The following is a 17,821-nucleotide window of genomic DNA, read 5'->3' on the forward strand; positions in this document are numbered from 1 at the left end:
CTGCTTCTCTGCGGCGGTGGTGGAGCCTTGTTGCTGTTCGGGGCTTGTCGGCTGTGGCCCAGGCGCATCGGCGGGGCTACGGCGAGTGTCGGACGACGCCGCGCTGCATGACGAAGTCGACGGCACCCATCACGTCGATGTCGCGCAGCGGATCACCCGGTACGGCGACGAGATCGGCTTGCGCGCCGGGTCTGATGGCGCCGAGGGCGGGGCGCTGAAGGAGGTCGGCCGCTGTGCCGGTGGCCGTGCGCAGAGCGTCTTCCGGGGTGAGGCCGGCGGTGGTCATGGCGGGGAACTCGCGCCAGTTCTCCGCGTGCGGGAACATGCCCGCGTCCGTGCCGTAGGCCACCGTGGCCCGGGAGGCGGCCACCCGTGCTCCGTGGCCGCGCAGGGTGTCGGCGTGCTGGGCGACCTTCTCGCGCGCGTCGGAGCGGTCCGCCCAGAAGCCGTCGTCGTCGAGACGGTCGAGGAAATACCGCACGCTGTACAGGGTCGGGACGAGGAAGACCGCGTGGTCGGCGAGGAGGTCGAGCACAGCGGGCGTGGCCAGGCAGGCGTGTTCGACGGAGCGGACGCCGGCGCGGACCGCGCGCTTGATGCCTTCGTCCGAGAAGGCGTGGGTGGCACAGGGCAGTCCGAGGTCGGTCGCCGTACGCACGAGGATGTCGAGCTCGTCCTGGGAGTACGTGGGGCGGCCGGGGTCGTCGTTGACGCTGGTCACGCCGCCGGTGGCGACGCACTTGATCCAGTCGGCCCGTAGGCGCGCTTCGAGCCGGACCCGGCGGGCCACCTCGTCCCTGCCGTCGGCGACCGCGCCGGCTTCGCCCTCGCCGGGGAACGCGGCGAAGGGCGAGCGGTCGCCGTGGCCGGCTCGCGCGGAGATGAGGTGCGGTGCCAGGAGCAGGCGGGGGCCGGTGATGATGCCGCTTTCCAGGGCGTGCCTGAGGTGGACGGTGGGCGGGTCCTGAGGCGCGCAGCCGAGGTCGCGGGCGGTGGTGAAGCCGTTGGCCAGCAGAGCGCGGAGCGCGGGCAGCGCGGCGAGCACCTGCCCGCCGGTGGTAGGGAGTTCGGGGCTGGGCGGTGCCGGGGCCACGTGAACGTGGCAGTCGATGAGGCCGGGCAACAGAGTGTGGCGGGGGAGGTCGACGACGGTGGTGCCGGGGGGAGGATGGCGGCAGGCCGTGTCGACGACCTTGCCGTCACGCACCAGTACCCGTGCGTTCGCGTGGGCGCGGTGTCCGTTCCACCAGCGGGGTGCGGTGAGCAGTGTGATATCGCTCAATGGGGCTCCTGCCTGCCGAGAACTGTCAGATAGCGGGCCTCCGGTGGAGAATCGCACCCGGCGAGGTTCTCCGGTTCGCCCGTTCCCTGGGAAGCAGGGCGGAAAACGCTTACCCCATATGGCTCATTCGTTCGAGCGTGCTGTCGGGGTTCCCACCCGCCGCCGGCGTAGGGGCCGACCGCCCAGGCCATGCCGCCGCCGTCGCTGTTTGTGATCGCCTGCAAGGCCACGCGGATCCGTGGTCAGAACCTGCCACGGCGTGGTGATGAGTCCGCTCAGGTGCCCGCCGGCGCCGCACCGGCGTCGGCGGGCAGTATCGAACCGGGCTGTCCCGCTGCCCCGCACATCACGGCGCCCGGAGTTCCCGGTCCCGGGCCGGGATCAACGGTCGGTGACGGTGATGTCGATGTCCACGCTGCCGTCGTCGGAGGACAGGGTGTACCTGCCGTTGCCGACGAAGTTCTTGGAGCCGCGGGCGAGGAAGTCGTCGCCGCTGAGCGCGTCGTACTCGTCGACGTAGGCGCCCACGCTCGCGATGTCGGACGAGGTGAACGGCAGGTTCATGGACGGCGCGGCGGCGGCGCGGGCCGGGGTGGAGTTGCCCTGGTTCTGCTGGGTCCAGATGCGGAAGGGCTGGCCGCTCTTGGTCTTCAGCTCGATCCAGCCGTAGGGATTGGGGTTGTTCTCGCCCGGGTTGTTGAAGGCGATCCTGACGTCGGCGTGCGCTTTGACCTGCGGGTAGGGCGGCGAGGGAGTCGCGGCGGCGTACTCGGTGCCCTTGAGACCGGGCCAGAAGTCGGAGATGCTGCGGGCGCCGGTCAGCGGCTTCCAGTCCTCGATGTCGAAGTGCAGGACCTTGTCGCCCTTGACGAAGTAGCACTCCCGCCTGCTGTTGCCGCCCAGGGCCGACGCCTCGACGACGTTGAAGACCACCGCGTCGATGCCCTGGCCGAACCCGGCCTCCTTCAGCCCCGGCCACCGGTCGGCGATGGAGTACGGTCCGCCGCTCACCTTGTCCGCGCGGGGGTCGTAGGTGATGTACTTGTCGCCCTTGAAGAAGATGTACGTGTCCACGAAGACCTGCGCGAAGTCGCCCCGGTGGTCCATGAACGCGGCGTCGATGTCCCGGTCGAAGCCGACGTCCTTCATGCCCGGCCAGTACTGGTCGATGCTGAGCGGACCGTAGATGATCTCCTCGTTGGCGAAGTCGTACCGGACGTACTGGTCGCCGCGGAAGATGTAGACGTAGTCCTTCTCCGTCGGGAGCAACGGCACCGTAGAGATGACCGGAGGGTAGGAGAAGGGGACCATCGCGTCGATGCCTTCTGCGAACTGGGTGCCTGCGAGGCCCGGCCACCCGACGGCAATGCCACGCGGGCCGACGGACACGGTGTTGGCGGCGAGGCGGTAGGACAGGTACTGGTCGCCCTGGAACATGTAGGTTTCCCACTTGAACTGGGAGCGGTTGAAGGCTGCCTGGATCGTCATCGATCCCTCCCGAGGCGCTCGGGGCGGGGCGTCCGGCACGGCCCGGTTGCCGTTCCGTGCTCCCGCCGAACACCGCCGAAGCTATGAGCGGTGCCAGCCCGAGTCCAGAGAGGCCGGGACGCCGATCCCGCCCCTGACGTCGGCCGCGGGCCCTGTTCGGCGAGATGCGGCCAAGGACTCGGATACGACTGCCGATGCTCGTCGTACGACATTCCAGGTCACGCGAGGACCCGCACGAAGCGGGATCCTGATGCACCGGCAGCCTCCACCAAAGGTTTGTCCGATACCGGCTGACAGCGCGTCTTCCACGGCTGTGCAGGTACACCTCTGCCGCAACGGGCACCCGACTCGCCCTCATCGTGCTCTTCGGGAACTCCAGTGTGGGGGTGGGGTTCTGCCCGCCTCTGCCGGAAATCGGCGATGCCCCGGCGGAGTTGGAGAACGATCCGACCCCGAGGTGCCGAGTCGGCCCCCGCAAGCCACTCTGGCCGGATTCGACCTGGGTATTGACCGGCCACCTCGGTCACACTGGTCTCTCCAGCCACACATGCCACCGCCCGTCGGTTCCGCGCTCCGGAAGGCCCAGATTGCTGCCAGAGACCACGCCGGCGGACGACGGCACGCCCCAGCAGCCCGCCCGTGACAGGCGTCCGGCCGAGCGCGTCGGCCTGCGCGCCGATCTGCGGGCCGCGCTGCCCGACGCCGCCGCGGCGGTCCTGGTCACGGTGGCCGTCTTCGCCTTCCTGTACGCGCGCATGGAGTCAGGTGACTCGGCGACGGTCGCGGTCATGCCCTTCATGGACGACCCCGGCACGTACTGGATGTACCTGCTCAGCCAGGCGTTCGGCTGGTCGGGCCTGCTGTGGGCCTGGGGCACGGTCATGCTCGGGCTGCTGCTGTCGGGGCCGCGCCCGGACCGGCTGCCGGTCTCCCGGCAGGTCCTGGAACGCTGGCACCGCACCACGAGCCTGACCACGATGGCTCTGATGTTCGCGCACGCGCTGATGTTCATGGCCGAACTCGTCCGCTACGAGGCTCAGTTGGGCTGGATCGAGCGGCTGTGGGCGGGTTTCGCGGACTCGTTCGTGCCCGGCTGGTACGACTCCGGCACCGGCCGGATCGCCATCCCTCTCGGTCAAGGCGCTCTCTATCTGGCCGTCCCGCTCGGCCTGCTGTTCTACGTCCGGCACCGCATCGGCGCGAACACCTGGCGGCGCCTGCACCGTTTCGTGATCGTCGTGTACGTGCTGAGCGTGTGGCACACCCTGCTGTACGGCACCAACGTCTGGTACGGCGAGTGGCCGCGCACCGTGCTGTGGCTGCTGCAGATCCCGGTCGCCGGGCTGCTGTTGCTGCGCTTGCTGCGGCCTGCCCGGCGGGCCGAGCGCCTCGGCGCACCGGGTCGGCAGCGGGGGGTTTCGCTGCCGGGCTGGGTGGTGCGGGCCTGTGGCCGGGTGGCGGCCGGGGCGGTCGTGGCGGTGTTGCTCATCGTGGTGGCGTCCGGTCATGACGGCGGCCGGGAGCGCCCGGCCGAGCCGCCCTCGACGAGCCCGCATCCTCACGAGTCCGAATGATCCGGGCGGCCGGCTGATCGGATGGACGAGCCGACGACAGGTGGTGGTCCTCGGTGGCGATGGCCCTCGGCAGGTGGTGGTCCTCGGCAGGTGGTGGTCCTCGGCAGGCGATGGCCCTCGGCAGGTGGTGGTCCGCGGCAGGTGGTGGTCCGCGGCAAGCGATGGCCCTCGGCAAGTGGTGGTCCTCAACAGGCCGTCGTTATCGACAGGGGCGGTCGTCTCCCGGTCGAGCAGCCGGGCCAGGTGCGCCGACGGGGTGGCGGGGCCGAACCCGAAGGGGGCGACACCGGCCGCAGGGAAGGGGTCCTGGCGGCCGACGTCAGGTGCCTACGACTCGGCTGAGACGAACTGGCTGCCGAAGGCCTCGGGGGGCGGCTCAGGCGTGGCGCCCTGGGCTCCGGCGGGCTCCTGCTCCCCGCTGCCCCCGGTCACCGTGTCGGGGCCGGGTACGGACTCGACACCGGCGGCGTCCAGGGACTCCAGCCACGGTGTGGCGTACACGTTGGCGCGCGCGGGCTGCCTGGCCGCCGTCAGGGCGAGTTGTTCCGCCCGCGCAGAAGGCGGCCCGTCGGTCGGCGGCGAGTAGGGCACCACGCTGCTCAGCCAGGCGACGATCTGCGCCCCGGGGACCGTGAGGGTCGTGCCGTCGAAGGACGACGCGAAACGCCGGGTCGACGAGCTGTTCTGGTAGCTGCCCGACAGCGAGAACGGTCCGAAGCCCACGCTGCCCCTGATCGATGTGGACTGTGTGGCCCTCTGGAGGTCCGTGGACCCCCAGTCCGCGCTTATCTTGATGTCCCTGGCCAGAATGAAGGAAGAGGGCAGCAGCGAGAAGATGCCCTCGTTCTTGTCGTTGACCTCGCCGGTCGAATAGTCACCGGGACGGCGGCCTGCCGTGCTCCACCCGCGCAGGGACATCAGTGACGCGTCCAGCCAGCGGCGGCGTATCTCGATGCGGCCGAATCGGAACGAGATGGTCATATTCGACGTCTCGGTCTGAAGGCTGTACTGGGTCCTCTCGGTGGAACCGGCGGCACCGACGCGCCACAGACCGAGATTGATTCCGCCACCGGCCCCGTACCGCGAGAAGCGGGATTCCTCGTTGAGGCGGAGACGGCTGCTCTGGAGCGTCAGCGCCGTGAAATTCGTGGCGCCCGATTCGGCGAACCAGTTCCCGGGGAAGGCCTCGCACAGATGCCAGAAGATGTTCGGGTCGACGAGGCTTCCCCGCCTGGTCTGCAGATACGTTTGCCGGGCCCGCGAGAAGATGCCCGCGAGGCTCGACTGCTGGAACTGCCCCAGGGTGGCGAGGGCGCTCTCCACCACACCGGGACTCGCGGCCTGGAGGTCCTGGTAGGCCAGGTCCACGGGCGCCCGGAGCACCGGCGCGAGGATGGCCCACTTCCGCTGGTCCTCCGGTTTGCTCAGGTCGTACTGGAGGAAGTTGGTCGTGTAGCTGAGCAGGGCCGCGTTGTAGAGCTGGAACTTGTTCTTGTAGTTGCGGTACAGCGGCGAGTCGACCTTCACCGTGACGGGCAGGCCGTTCTCGTCGAAGTCCTGGCCGTCCACGAACAGCGTGTTGAACGCCTTCTCGTACGCCTTCTGCCCCTCGGGGTCGGGTTGCTGCGCATTCACGTTCGCGCGGACGATCTCGCCGTAGACGGTGTCCGTGCTGACGCCGCCCACCGCGTAGGACGGGGTCAGCAGAGGAACCGGATCCACCAGTGTGGCGAAGTTCTCGCTGGCCGCGACGGAACCGTTCGGATTGCTCGGGGACCAGGGGTTGGCGAACTGGGCCGAGTCCACGGGATTTCCGGGAAGTTGCAACGACATGTACGTGGACGCCCGACGCAATATCGGCTGCCCGCCGCCGATCCCGGAAGGGGTGACGGTGAGAGCGTCGAAGATCGCGTCGTAAATCGACTGGAGTAGTTGTTTTTGATCGATGGCCATGAGATTCCCCCTCAATTGACCACCATCGGATGGGGTGTGGAGCCGCTGGATTTCAGCAAGCGTCACTGTCGTCCTACTCCTGCCGAACAACAGCGTCAATGAGGCGTGGGACGTGCAGGGAAACTGAGCAGGGTCCGTCCGGATCGCATGGCCCGCGTGAGGTGACGTCCTCCGCTCTTCATGACCGATGCTGCCGAGAAGTGTCGTCAGCGAGTGCGCGGGCGGCAGTGGCGCGGTTCGGGGGCCGGCCGTGTGCGGGCACGGGGCGCCGGCCGGTGCGGTAGCCCCGCAGGCGGCACCGTTCGCTTCCTCGGATGGCCGCCTTCAGGTGGTGCGGCGCGCCTTGGGCGGCCTGCTCACGTGCTGGTCACAACAACGCCCAGCCTGGTCAAGACCGTCGTGGTGCGAGCCGACTTCGAGGTCCGAGAAGTTCGGGACGGCGGCCTCCTGCTGGTCGTACCGCATCTCGAAGGCACGGCGGCGGCCGCGCCGGCCACGAGTGCGCGGACCAGGGCTGCTGGGTCGACGCCCGCGTCGCTGGGAGTGTCGCTGGTGGCACGGCGCAACGGGATTCTTGGCACGGCGCAACGGGATTTACCGCGACTGGTCGCGTTCAGCCGGCTTCGGCTCGTGCAGCCTGGGCGTCGGAGCCGGGTCCTGGGGCGGGTCCAGGGGCGTGCGCACGAGAGGGCCGCCCCCTGCTCGGCCGCCCCCTGCTCGGCCGCCCCCTGCTCGTCGGGGAGAGGGCGGCCCCGGCCCCGCCGGGTGGGTCAGGCGCGGACCAGCGGGGTGTCGACCAAGTGCTCCGCCAGGAACCAGGTTTGCAGCTCACCCGTCCTGATCACCTGTGAGACCAGCAGGTCGTTCGTACCGTCGTCGCCCAGTTCGGCGGTCCTGGCCGCGGCGTCGTGCGCCTCGATCAGGATCGTCTCGTGGGCCTCAAGGAGCCGCGACAGCATCGCCGGGACCTCCTCGACACCGTCCGGCGGGCGCGGGATAGAGGTGAGTTCCGCGACGTGCCGGGGGTCGCCCACCGCGACGCCGCCCAGGGTCTGGACGCGCTCGGCGAGGGTGTCGACGAGGGCGAGCTGTTCACCGGCGTGCTTGTCGAGGACCAGGTGCAGTTGGTAGAAGGTCGCGCCGCGCATCAGCCAGTGGTGCTTCTTGTAGAGGCCGTACAGGATCTGGGTGTCCGCGAGGACCCGGTTGAGGCGCTGGCAGGCGTACATCCGCGCCTCGTACGACAGGCCGATCGGGAACTGCTTCACCGTGCCGTACTCCTGGATCACCTCGCCCTTCTGGTGCAGCCGCGGCTGACTGCCGTGCACGGGGACGGGGTGGGACTTGCTGGTCATCGCTGCCTCCTGGGGCGCCGGACTCTGCGTACCGCAGGACGCTAAGCGCCCTCGCCGCGCCCTTCTTGACCGGCAGCGCACGCGCTGCTGTCGGTCCGTGCACGGCGCTGACCTCCCGCTCCACGTCCCGGTCCACCTTCCGCTACACGTCCCGTTCGCTCTCGTGCCAGCGCCCGTGCACTGACCGGCGGGACGGCGCGGCACGCCGACCTAGCCTCGGCCGGGCCGCCCGACGGCGGTGCGCAGATGGACGACCGAGAGACCGAGAAGGAGCGGACGGGATGAGTGCGGACGGGATGAGTACCGATGGGATGGATGCGGACGGGATGAGTGCCGACGGGATGGGCGCGGACGGCATCCGTGTCGACCGGATGAGGGGCGGCGGGATGGGCGCGGACGCGCTGGGTTCGGACGGGCTGGGTTCGGACGCGCTGGGTTCGGGCGGGCTGGGTTCGGGCGGGCTGGGTTCGGACGCGCTGGGTTCGGGCGCGATGGATTCGGACGGGCGCGTGGATGTCGTGGTCGTCGGCCTCGGCCCCGGTGGCGAATACGCCGCGGGCGCCCTCGCCGAAGCGGGCCTTGACGTCGTCGGCGTCGAGGCGGAGCTCGTCGGCGGCGAGTGCCCGTACTGGGGATGCGTGCCCAGCAAGATGATGATCCGGGCCGGGGACCTGCTCGCCGAGGCGGGCCGGGTGCCCGCCCTGGCCGGTACGGCGGTCGTGACCCCGGACTGGGGAAGGGTCGCCGGGCGCATCCGCGGCGAGGCCACCGACGGCTGGAACGACCGGGCGGCCGTCGACCGGCTCACGTCGAAGGGCGCCCGTCTCGTACGAGGAAGAGGCCGACTCGCCGGAGCGCGTCGTGTCACGGTCGGCGACCGCACGATCGAGGCCCGGCGCGGTGTCGTCCTCGCCACCGGCACCCGCCCCAGGATCCCCGCGGTCCCCGGGCTGCGGGAGACCCCCTACTGGACGAACCGCGACGCGATGGCCGCCAAGGAACTGCCCGCGTCGATGATCGTGCTCGGCGGCGGCGCCATCGGGGTCGAACTCGCCCAGGTCTTCGCCCGTTTCGGCTGCGCGGTCACGGTCATCGAAGGCCAGGACCGGCTCCTTTCGCAGGAGGAACCGGAGGCCGGGGAGCTCGCCGCCGCGACACTGGCGGCCGACGGCGTCACCGTGCTCACCGGCGCCCGCGCGCTCGACGTGCGCCACGACGGCACCCTGTTCAGCGTGCGGACGACGGAGGGCGACAGCGGACCGCTGCGGGCCGAGCGGCTCCTCGTCGCCGCGGGCCGCCTTGCCGACCTGGGCGCGCTCGGCGTCGAGTCGGCGGGACTCGACCCGGCCGCGCGAGCCGTGGCCACGGACGGGCAGATGCGGGCGGCGGACGGCCTGTGGGCGGTCGGGGACCTCACCGGCCGCGGCGCCTTCACCCATGTGTCCATGTACCAGGCGCAGATAGCCGTGCGCGACATCCTCGGCGAGCCGGGACCCGACGCCGACTACCGGGCCCTGCCCCGGGTCACCTTCACCGACCCGGAGATCGGCGCCGTCGGCCTGACGGAACGACAGGCACGTGAGCGAGGACTGCGGGTGCGCACCGGTGTGCTCCCGCTCGACTCCTCCACCCGCGGCTGGGTCCACGGGCCGGGCAGCGCGGGCTTCGTGAAGCTCGTCGAGGACGCCGACCGGGGCGTGCTCGTCGGCGCCACCTCCGCGGGCCCGGCCGGCGGAGAGGTGCTCTACGGACTGAACGTGGCCGTCCACGCCGAAGTTCCCGTGCACCGGCTCCAGCACATGATCTACACGTACCCCACCTTCCACCGTACGGTCGAAGCCGCGCTCGGAGCGCTCCGCTGAGCCCCCGGGCCGCCGCCACCGCGTCCCGCGCGACCCGGTGGCGGCACACCCCGCACGGACGCGGCCCCGGGGAGCGGCACGCCATGCCGGGGCGTGACCCCGGGGAGCGGCACCGGACCGCGACCTCGCTGGAACTCCTCTTCGACCTGTGCTTCGTCATCGCCGTGGCGCAGGCATCGGAGAGCCTGCACGAAGCACTGGCCGACGGCGCGGCCGCCACCGGGGCCCTGCGCTTCGCGCTTGTCTTCTTCACCGTGTGGTGGGCGTGGATGAACTTCACCTGGTTCGCGTCCGCCTACGACCCGGACGACATCCCGTACCGCCTCACCGTCCTGGTCCAGATCACGGGGTCGCTCATCCTCGCCGCCGGGGTACCGCACGCGTTCGCCGAGGGGGACCTGCGGACCATCACCGTCGGCTACGTCGTGCTGCGCACCGCGCTGGCCGCCCTGTGGCTGCGGGCGGCCCGCTCGGACCCCGCACGCCGGAGAACCGCGCTGCGCTTCGCCACCGGAGTGACGCTCTGTCAGGCCGGCTGGGTGGGTCTGCTCGCCGCCCCCGGGGCGGCACGCCTGCCGGGTGTCGCCGTGCTGATCCTCGCCGAGGTCGCCGTGCCGGTGTGGGCCCAGTCCGCCGGGATGACCCCGTGGCACCCGCGTCACATCGCCGAGCGCTACGAGCTGTTCACGCTCATCGTCATTGGTGAGTCCGTGGCGGCCGCCACCGTCGCGGTGCGCGGCGCCTTCGACCGGCACCAGAACACAGGATCGCTCAGCGCGACAGCGGCGGGCGGCCTCCTGACGGCCTTCGCGCTGTGGTGGCTGTACTTCTCCCGGCCCGCGCACACCCTGCTCGCCAGCACGTACCGGGCCCACCGCCGCCGCTTCGGCTGGGCCTACGGCCACTACCTGATCTTCGCCTCGGCGGCGGCCGAAGGAGCGGGCCTCGCCGCGTACGCCGATCACCTGACCGGACACGCGCACACCTCGCGGCTCGCCGCGGGTGCGGCGGTCACCGTACCGGCGGCCGTGTTCCTGATCACCGTGTGGGCCGTGCATCTGCGGCCGCACCTCACCACGGCGGTCGAGCGGGCTCCGTATCCGCTCGCCGCGCTCGGCGTCCTGGCGGCGACCTTCACCCCGTTGCCCGCGCTCGCCGCCGGCATGATCCTGGTGGTGCTCGTCGTGGTGGTCACGGCGTCCCGGAGGTGACGGGGTCACGGCCGCACAAGTGCGAGAACTCCCCGGCGGTGTCCGCGAAGACGCCGCCGGGGAGTTCTCGTCCGGGCAGAGGGCCCGGCCGTCAGACGGCGGTACCGCGCACCGCGTCACGGATCAGGTCGGCGACCTCCTTGGCACGCGACACGGCGACGGCGTGCGAGGCGCCCTCGACCTCGACCGTCGTCGCACCGGCCCGCCGCGCGCCGAACCGCTGGACGTCCGGGTTGATCGCCTGGTCCGCGTCGGCGACGAGCGCCCACGACGGCTTGATCCGCCACGCGGCGGCCGCCGCCCGCTCCATGAAAGCGGCGGCGGCCAGCGGGCGTTGTGCGACGGCGAGCACCTTGGTGACGGCGGCCGGGACGTCAGCGGCGAAGATCTCCGGGAACGCCCGCGCCTCGATGGTGAACTCGACGGCGGGCTCGGCGCCTTCGACGGGGTACGTCGACTGCACCAGGTTGTCGCCAAGCGGCGAGAGCGGGTAGCGGTCCTGCAACTCGGAGAGGCTCTCGCCCTCTTCGGTGACGTAGGCCGCGACGTAGACAAGGCCGGTCACGTTCTCGGTGGTCCCGGCCACGGAGATGACCGCGCCGCCGTAGGAGTGGCCGACCAGGACGACGGGGCCGTCGATCCGGGACGCCACGGAGGCGATGTACGCGGCGTCGGACGCCAGGCCGCGCAGCGGGTTGGGCGGGGCGATCACAGGGATGCCGTCGTTCTGGAGTTCCGTGATGACGCCGGTCCAACTGGCGGCGTCGGCGAAGGCGCCGTGCACGAGCAGGACGGTCGGGGTGGGGGAGGTGCTCATGGTGGGGTGGGTCTCCTCGTGGGAAAGCACGTGTGGGAAAGCACGTGTGGAATAGCACGTACGGAATAGCGCGTGCGGAATAGCGCGTGCGGAATAGCGCGTGCGGAATAGCACGCGCGGAAAGACAGGTGTCGTGTGCCGGGATGCGGGTGACGGGTGCGCGTCGTCGTCGTGCGGGGCCGGTCAGTCGCGGTGGAGCGCGGCGTGCAGGGTGCCGGTGGCCAGGGTGATGGCGGCCTCGGCGGCATGCGTCTCGCGCAGGGCGTCGAGCATGACGAAGTCGTGGATGATGCCCTGGAAGCGGACGGCGGTGACCGGGACGCCCGCCTCGCGCAGCTTGTTGGCGTAGGCCTCGCCCTCGTCGCGCAGCACGTCGGCCTCGCCGGTGATGACCAGGGCCGGCGGCAGCCCGGCGAGCTGCTCGGTGGAGGCCCGCAGGGGGGACGCGGTGATCTGCGCGCGCTCGGCCTCGTCCGTCGTGTACTGGTCCCAGAACCACTGCATGCCGTCGCGGCGCAGGAAGTACCCGGTGGCGAACTGCCGGTAAGAGCCGGTGTCGAAGCGCGCGTCGGTGACCGGGTAGAACAGCACCTGCTGGACCAGCGGCACGTCGCCGCGCTGCTTCGCCATCAGTGTCAGCGCGGCCGTCATGTTGCCGCCGACGGAGTCACCGGCCACGGCGAGACGGGTCCCGTCCAGGTCCTTGGACGCGCCCTCCTGGACGATCCATCGGGCGACCGTGTAGTTCTGCTCGATGGCCACCGGGTAGCGGGCCTCGGGGGAGAGGTCGTACTCGGGGAAGACCACCGCGGCTCGGGCGCCCACGGCGAGCTCACGGACCAGCCGGTCGTGCGTGTGGGCGTTGCCGAAGACCCAGCCCGCACCGTGGATGTACAGGATCACCGGCAGCGTGCCCCGCACGCCGGTCGGACGGACGACACGGGCCCGGACCCCGCCGGTCGGGCCGCCGGGAACGGTGATCCACTCCTCGTCGACCTCCTGCTTCACGGTGGCACCGGACTGCACCTCGTCGACCGCCTTGCGGCCTTCGGCAGGGGGGAGTTCGAAGAGGAAGGGCGACCGGCCGGTCGCTTCGGCGAACGCGGCGGCCGCCGGTTCCAGGACCGGCTCCACGGGTTCTGCCGTCCGGGCGGATGCGAGCGGCTCGACGACGTCGGACATGTGGTTCTCCTGAAGGTCATGTGGGGGCCGGCTTCTTCCGGCGAGAGCACGCTAAGAGACGCCCGACGCCCCCGATTGACCGTCAGCGCACCGGAAATGAACCCACAGCGCACGGCGGGAATTGAACCCACAGCGCACGGCGGAAATCGCAGTGCACTGTCGGACCGCCGACAGTGCACTGAGGTGAGGTCCGGTGGAATTCGACCGGCATAGCGTGGCGGCGAAGCGGTCGAGCGGTGACGACATAGCAGGAGGTAGTCGAAAGGTGTCCACGATGCCGGTCGGTGGGCTGATTCCCAGCACCACGGAGAACGCCGCGGAGAACGCCGCGGACCTCGTCGTCCGCAACGCGAAAATCCACACCGGGTACCCCGGGCGACCCCTGGCCGGGGCGCTGGCCGTCCGGGACGGCGTGCTCACGGCCGTCGGGGACGACAAGGACGTGGCCGCCCTGATCGGGCCGGGCACGAAGGTGGTCGACGCCCTCGGCCGCCGCATGGTCCCCGGCCTCAACGACTCCCATCTGCACGTGATCAGAGGCGGTCTCAACTACGTACTCGAGCTGCGCTGGGACGGCGTCCCGACCCTGCGCCAGGGCCTGGCGATGCTGCGCGAGCAGGCGGCGCGTACCCCGAAGGGCCAGTGGGTGCGCGTGGTCGGCGGCTGGTCCGCCGAGCAGTTCGCGGAGCGGCGCCTGCCGACCGTCGCCGAGCTCAACGCGGCGGCGCCGGACACCCCCGTGTTCGTCCTGCACCTGTACCAGTCGGCGGTGCTGAACCGCGCCGCGCTCCGGGCCGCCGGCTACACCCGTGACACCTCCGAGCCCCGGGGCGGCCAGATCGTCAGGGGCCGGGACGGGGAGCCCACGGGCATGCTGCTCGCCGCCCCCAGCGCGCTGGTCCTCTACTCGACGCTGGCCAAGGCACCGGTACTGGAGGGGGACGACAAGAAGACGTCCACACGTCATTTCCTGCGCGAACTGAACCGGTTCGGACTCACCTCCGCGATCGACGCGGCCGGGGGATTCCAGAACTTCCCCGAGAACTACAGCACCGTCGTCGAACTCGCCGCGGCGGGCCAGTTGTCGCTGCGCATCGCCTACCATCTCTTTCCGCAGACCGCCGGGCAGGAAATAGCCGACCTCAAACGCTGGATCGAAATGGCCCGCCCCGAGGACGGAGACGCATGGCTGCGTCTCAACGGGGCCGGTGAGAACCTCACCTGGTCGGCGGCGGACTTCGAGAACTTCGCGCAGCCGCGCCCCGAACTCGCCTCCGGCTACGAGGGGGATTTCGAGGCCGCGGTGCGTCTCCTCATGGAGAACGGCTGGGGGTTCAGGCTCCACGCCACCTACGACGAGACCATCCGGCGCGACCTCGCGGTCTTCGAGAAGCTCGCCGCGGACGGCTTGTTCCCGGCCGGGAACCGCTGGCTGTTCGACCACGCGGAGACCGTGTCCGCCGACAGCCTCGACCGGATCGCCGCCCTCGGCGGAGCCATGTCCGTACAGAACAGGCTGTCCTTCCAAGGAGAGGCGTTCGTACGGCGATACGGACCCGGTGCCGCCGCGGACGCCCCGCCGGTCCGGGCCATGCTGGAACGCGGCCTGACGGTCGGCGCAGGCACCGACGCCACCCGCGTCTCCACCTACAACCCGTGGATCGCCCTGCACTGGCTGATCACCGGACGCACCGTCGGCGACCTGGTGGTCCGGCCGCCGCACAACCGCGTCGACCGGCACACGGCCCTCGCGATGTTCACTCAGGCGGGCGCCGCGCTCACCGGCGAGGAGGGCGTCAAGGGCGTCCTGCGACCGGGCTGCCTCGGTGACTTCGCCGTGCTGTCCGAGGACTACTTCACCGTGCCCGAACCGGACATCGCCCGCATCGAGTCCCTGCTGACGGTGGTCGGAGGGCGGATCGTCTACGCCGCCGCCGAGTACGAGGGCCTCGACGAGGAACTGCCGCCGGTCAGCCCGCAGTGGAGCCCGGTCGCGCGCTTCGGCGGCTATCAGGCCGCGCCCGGCGGCGCGTCGGGAGCCCGGCAGGCAGAGTTGCTCGGCCAGGCGGTGGCCGAGTCCGAGCTGCACAGGCAGTGGCGGACCCGGCGGGACCCGGCGCCGCAGACCGGGGGGCCAGTCCTGGACCCCTGCTTCGGCCTCTGACGAGACGAGCGCCCTCGGCTCCGGCGGTCCGCAGTCCTTCTCGTCCTCCTCATCCTTCTCGTCCTTTCCTCCTTCTCGTCCATCACCGCTCCTCACCGTGACGCGGACGACGAACGCCCGCTGTCCCGACCTACTCGAAAGGCACACTCATGACCGACATCTCCCAGGTCACCCCCGCCCCAGGCCCCGACCTGCTGACCCCCGACAACTGCGCCGTCCTCTTCGTCGACCACCAGCCGCAGATGTTCTTCGCCACCGGCAGCGGCGACCGCACCTCGATCATCAACTCGACCGTGGGTCTCGCGAAGGCGGCCAAGGTCTTCGACGTCCCGGTCGTGCTGAGCACCGTCGCCGCCGAATCGTTCTCGGGCCCGATCCTGCCGCAGCTCGCGGCGGTCTTCCCGGAGCAGCAGGCCATCGACCGCACCTCCATGAACGCCTGGGAGGACGCGGCCTTCGTCGAGGCGGTCAAGGCCACCGGCCGCAGGAAGCTCGTCCTCGCCGGCCTGTGGACCGAGGTCTGCGTCGTCCTGCCCACGCTCTCCGCGCTCTCCCAGGGATACGAGGTGTACGTGGTCACGGACGCGTCCGGCGGCGTCAGCCCGCAGGCGCACGAGCACGCTGTCCAGCGCATGGTCCAGGCCGGGGCGGTGCCCGTGACCTGGGTCCAGGTCCTGCTGGAGCTCCAGCGCGACTGGGCGCGTACGGAGACGTACGTCCCGGTCACCGAGGTGGTGAAGGAGCACGCCGGCGCCTACGGCCTCGGCGTGGTCTACGCCCAGGCGGTCATCGGCGCTCACGCGGCGGGCTGATCGCGCCTCCGGGCATCGACGGAACGTACCGAGCATTGACGGCACGTACCGAGCGTCGACGGAACGTACCGAGCATTGACGGCACGTCAGGAACAGGCAGGACACGATGGACACCGGACTGTTGGTCCTCCGCTGGTTGGTGGGTCTGCTCATCGCCGGACACGGAGTGCAGAAGGTGAGTTTCCGGCTGGGCGGCGACGGCCTGGCGGGCGGGACGGAGGAGTTCCGCCGCGACGGCTTCCGCGGCGGCCGGCTGACCGCGCTCGTCGCGGGCGGCAGCCAGCTCGGAGCCGGCCTGTTCCTGGCGGCCGGGCTGCTGACCCCGCTCGCGGCGATGGCCGCCATGGGAGTGATGACGGTCGCGGGCACCGTGAAACGGCACAACGGGCTCTGGGTGCAGAAAGACGGATACGAGTACCCCCTGGTCCTCGTCGGGACCGCCGCCGTGCTGGTGCTGACCGGGCCGGGCCGCTGGTCGGCCGACCACGCCTTCGGGCTGACTCCGTGGCCCTGGTGGGTGCAGGCCGCGGCCCTCGTGGCGGGACCGGCGAGCGGACTGCTCACTCGCGCGGTGCTGCACCGCCCGAACGCCGCGGGGAGGGACGACCGTGCGCGCGCTGCTGGCTGACGCGGCCCGCACGCTGGTGCCGCCGAAGGATGACCGGCACGGCCCGCTGCCGCCGCTGCTGCTGGTGCTGACGTTGGTGACCGGCCTGGTGGACGCCGTGAGCTATCTGGCGCTCGGGCATGTCTTCGTGGCCAACATGACCGGCAACGTCGTCTTCCTCGGGTTCGCCCTGGCGGGCGCCGAGGGGCTGTCCGCGACGGCCTCCGTCGTCTCGATGGCCGCGTTCCTCGCGGGAGCGCTGGCGGGCGGGCGGTTCGGCACCCGCTTCGCGGCGCACCGCGGACGGCTGCTGGCTCTCGGTACGGCGGTGCAGGCGGCCCTGGTCGCCGCGGCCCTCGGCACGGCGGCCGTCGCGCACGGCCGGGTGACGACGCCCGTCCAGTACGCCCTGATCGTGCTGCTCGGCCTCGCCATGGGGCTGCAGAACGCGGTCGCGCGGAGGCTCGGCGTCCCGGATCTGACCACGACCGTGCTGACCCTGACCCTCACGGGTCTTGCCGCCGACTCCGCCCCCGCAGGGGGTGCGGCGCCCAGGACCGGGAGGCGGATCCTCTCCGTCCTGGTCATCTTCCTGGGAGCGTTCGTCGGAGCCTGGCTCCTGTCGGAGGCCGAACTCGTCCTCACGCTGGGGCTGATGTTTGCGGCGCTGACGGTGACGGCGCTGGCCGCCCGGCGCCTGGCAGCCTCCGAGGCCGCGTGGACGAGGCCGCCGGGATGACCGGCCTCACGGGCCGGTCATCCCGGCGGACTCGCGCACGGGGTGCTTGCTCAGGACCGAGACGCGGTTGAACGCGTTGATGGTGATCGCCACCCAGACCACCGCCGAGATCTCCTCGTCGGTGAACTGCCGACGGGCGTCGCCGTAGGCGCTCTCCTGCGCGGAGGCGTCGGCGGGACGGGTGGTCGCCTCCGCCAGGGCGAGCGCCGCGCGCTCGCGCTCCGTGAACAACTCGGTGTCGCGCCAGGCGGCCAGTGTGCCGAGGCGCCGTGTGGTCTCGCCCGCGCGCAGGGCGGCCCGGGTGTGCACGTCGAGGCAGTAGGCGCAGCCGTTGAGCTGGGAGACGCGCAGGTTGACCAGTTCGACCAAGACGCGGTCGAGGCCCGCTTCGGCCGCGGTCGCGCGGACCGCTTCGGACGTCTCGACCAGCGCGCGGTACGCCTTGGGGCTCTGCTTGTCGACGTAGACGCGACGACCCGTACCGCTGTGAGCTTGACGCTCCGTGCCCGCTGTCGTGTCGCTCACCCTGGACTCCCTCGGAGGCCGCTCGGGGCCCTTGCTCGTGCCGGTACGCACCCGGCCGGGCGCAGGGCTTATCATCGGACAGAATTGTTGAAAGTCAAAATATCTTGGTGAGGGGGAGCGCGTGGTGAGCGAGCGCGTGGTGAGCGAGGGCGCGGTGAGCGAGGGCGCGGTGAGCGAGGGCGCGGTCCGCGAGGCCGTGGTGGGCGAGGCCGTGGTGGGCGAGGCCGTGGTCCGCGAGGTCGACGTCCTG

General features: G+C 71.1%; 15 protein-coding genes. 7 read left to right on the forward strand and 8 right to left on the reverse strand.

What is annotated here, in order from left to right:
- Positions 1 to 76: 76 nt before the first annotated feature.
- Positions 77 to 1,282, reverse strand: coding sequence for a metal-dependent hydrolase family protein (locus GPA10_RS24160; protein ID WP_246259629.1), 1,206 nt, complete (start codon positions 1,280 to 1,282; stop codon positions 77 to 79).
- Between the two features lie 381 nt (positions 1,283 to 1,663).
- Complete coding sequence (locus GPA10_RS24165) at positions 1,664 to 2,770, reverse strand: hemopexin repeat-containing protein (RefSeq protein WP_157167301.1); 1,107 nt, start codon at positions 2,768 to 2,770, stop codon at positions 1,664 to 1,666.
- 587 nt (positions 2,771 to 3,357) lie between these two features.
- Between GPA10_RS24165 and GPA10_RS24170 the strand changes: the two genes are divergently transcribed.
- On the forward strand, positions 3,358 to 4,344 hold the full coding sequence (locus GPA10_RS24170) for a ferric reductase-like transmembrane domain-containing protein (RefSeq protein ID WP_157167302.1): 987 nt from the start codon (positions 3,358 to 3,360) through the stop codon (positions 4,342 to 4,344).
- Between the two features lie 327 nt (positions 4,345 to 4,671).
- Here GPA10_RS24170 and GPA10_RS24175 read toward each other — a convergent pair whose 3' ends face one another.
- The 3 genes from GPA10_RS24175 to GPA10_RS24185 all read right to left on the reverse strand — a co-directional run bounded on the left by GPA10_RS24175 (position 4,672) and on the right by GPA10_RS24185 (position 7,652).
- Positions 4,672 to 6,297, reverse strand: coding sequence for a hypothetical protein (locus GPA10_RS24175; protein WP_157167303.1), 1,626 nt, complete (start codon positions 6,295 to 6,297; stop codon positions 4,672 to 4,674).
- A 324-nt stretch (positions 6,298 to 6,621) separates the two neighbouring features.
- Positions 6,622 to 6,762, reverse strand: coding sequence for a hypothetical protein (locus tag GPA10_RS24180; protein WP_157167304.1), 141 nt, complete (start codon positions 6,760 to 6,762; stop codon positions 6,622 to 6,624).
- Between the two features lie 305 nt (positions 6,763 to 7,067).
- Positions 7,068 to 7,652: a Dps family protein gene (locus tag GPA10_RS24185; protein WP_058851193.1), complete on the reverse strand. Its 585-nt coding sequence runs from the start codon at positions 7,650 to 7,652 to the stop codon at positions 7,068 to 7,070.
- A 326-nt stretch (positions 7,653 to 7,978) separates the two neighbouring features.
- On the opposite strand from GPA10_RS24185, the gene GPA10_RS24190 reads away from it, so the two are divergent.
- Both GPA10_RS24190 and GPA10_RS24195 read left to right on the forward strand, forming a co-directional pair.
- On the forward strand, positions 7,979 to 9,514 hold the full coding sequence (locus GPA10_RS24190; RefSeq protein ID WP_343041276.1) for an FAD-dependent oxidoreductase: 1,536 nt from the start codon (positions 7,979 to 7,981) through the stop codon (positions 9,512 to 9,514).
- An 83-nt stretch (positions 9,515 to 9,597) separates the two neighbouring features.
- The gene (locus GPA10_RS24195) at positions 9,598 to 10,725 is read left to right on the forward strand and encodes a low temperature requirement protein A (RefSeq protein WP_157167305.1); all 1,128 of its coding nucleotides are present in this window, start codon (positions 9,598 to 9,600) and stop codon (positions 10,723 to 10,725) included.
- A 91-nt stretch (positions 10,726 to 10,816) separates the two neighbouring features.
- Here GPA10_RS24195 and GPA10_RS24200 read toward each other — a convergent pair whose 3' ends face one another.
- Together GPA10_RS24200 and GPA10_RS24205 are read right to left on the reverse strand one after the other, a co-directional pair.
- A complete protein-coding gene (locus tag GPA10_RS24200; protein ID WP_157167306.1) occupies positions 10,817 to 11,542 on the reverse strand; it encodes an alpha/beta fold hydrolase in 726 nt (241 codons plus the stop codon).
- 183 nt (positions 11,543 to 11,725) lie between these two features.
- A complete protein-coding gene (locus GPA10_RS24205) occupies positions 11,726 to 12,724 on the reverse strand; it encodes an alpha/beta hydrolase (RefSeq protein WP_157167307.1) in 999 nt (332 codons plus the stop codon).
- 265 nt (positions 12,725 to 12,989) lie between these two features.
- Here GPA10_RS24205 and GPA10_RS24210 point away from each other — a divergent pair, with 265 nt between their 5' ends.
- The 4 genes from GPA10_RS24210 to GPA10_RS24225 all read left to right on the forward strand — a co-directional run bounded on the left by GPA10_RS24210 (position 12,990) and on the right by GPA10_RS24225 (position 17,046).
- Positions 12,990 to 14,888: an amidohydrolase gene (locus tag GPA10_RS24210; RefSeq protein WP_425505809.1), complete on the forward strand. Its 1,899-nt coding sequence runs from the start codon at positions 12,990 to 12,992 to the stop codon at positions 14,886 to 14,888.
- 149 nt (positions 14,889 to 15,037) lie between these two features.
- Positions 15,038 to 15,700, forward strand: a complete 663-nt coding sequence (locus tag GPA10_RS24215; protein WP_157167308.1) for a hydrolase — start codon at positions 15,038 to 15,040, stop codon at positions 15,698 to 15,700.
- Between the two features lie 106 nt (positions 15,701 to 15,806).
- The gene (locus GPA10_RS24220) at positions 15,807 to 16,328 is read left to right on the forward strand and encodes a DoxX family protein (protein WP_157167309.1); all 522 of its coding nucleotides are present in this window, start codon (positions 15,807 to 15,809) and stop codon (positions 16,326 to 16,328) included.
- Positions 16,309 to 17,046: a YoaK family protein gene (locus tag GPA10_RS24225; RefSeq protein WP_343041277.1), complete on the forward strand. Its 738-nt coding sequence runs from the start codon at positions 16,309 to 16,311 to the stop codon at positions 17,044 to 17,046. Before GPA10_RS24220 ends, GPA10_RS24225 begins: the two co-directional genes overlap by 20 nt.
- Positions 17,047 to 17,052: 6 nt before the next feature.
- Here GPA10_RS24225 and GPA10_RS24230 read toward each other — a convergent pair whose 3' ends face one another.
- Positions 17,053 to 17,571 (reverse strand): carboxymuconolactone decarboxylase family protein, encoded by a 519-nt coding sequence (locus GPA10_RS24230; protein ID WP_343041278.1) that lies wholly within the window; start codon positions 17,569 to 17,571, stop codon positions 17,053 to 17,055.
- Positions 17,572 to 17,821: the final 250 nt, after the last annotated feature.

Source organism: Streptomyces typhae (assembly GCF_009755605.1).
Classification (GTDB): domain Bacteria; phylum Actinomycetota; class Actinomycetes; order Streptomycetales; family Streptomycetaceae; genus Streptomyces; species Streptomyces typhae.

Coding starts and splice junctions, on each gene's coding strand:
- GPA10_RS24200 (WP_157167306.1), bottom strand. CDS start 11,542: ATGAGCACCTCCCCCACCCCGACCGTCCTGCTCGTGCACGGCGCCTTC.
- GPA10_RS24220 (WP_157167309.1), top strand. CDS start 15,807: ATGGACACCGGACTGTTGGTCCTCCGCTGGTTGGTGGGTCTGCTCATC.
- GPA10_RS24175 (WP_157167303.1), bottom strand. CDS start 6,297: ATGGCCATCGATCAAAAACAACTACTCCAGTCGATTTACGACGCGATC.
- GPA10_RS24165 (WP_157167301.1), bottom strand. CDS start 2,770: ATGACGATCCAGGCAGCCTTCAACCGCTCCCAGTTCAAGTGGGAAACC.
- GPA10_RS24190 (WP_343041276.1), top strand. CDS start 7,979: ATGAGTGCCGACGGGATGGGCGCGGACGGCATCCGTGTCGACCGGATG.
- GPA10_RS24180 (WP_157167304.1), bottom strand. CDS start 6,762: ATGCGGTACGACCAGCAGGAGGCCGCCGTCCCGAACTTCTCGGACCTC.
- GPA10_RS24195 (WP_157167305.1), top strand. CDS start 9,598: ATGCCGGGGCGTGACCCCGGGGAGCGGCACCGGACCGCGACCTCGCTG.
- GPA10_RS24185 (WP_058851193.1), bottom strand. CDS start 7,652: ATGACCAGCAAGTCCCACCCCGTCCCCGTGCACGGCAGTCAGCCGCGG.
- GPA10_RS24205 (WP_157167307.1), bottom strand. CDS start 12,724: ATGTCCGACGTCGTCGAGCCGCTCGCATCCGCCCGGACGGCAGAACCC.
- GPA10_RS24215 (WP_157167308.1), top strand. CDS start 15,038: ATGACCGACATCTCCCAGGTCACCCCCGCCCCAGGCCCCGACCTGCTG.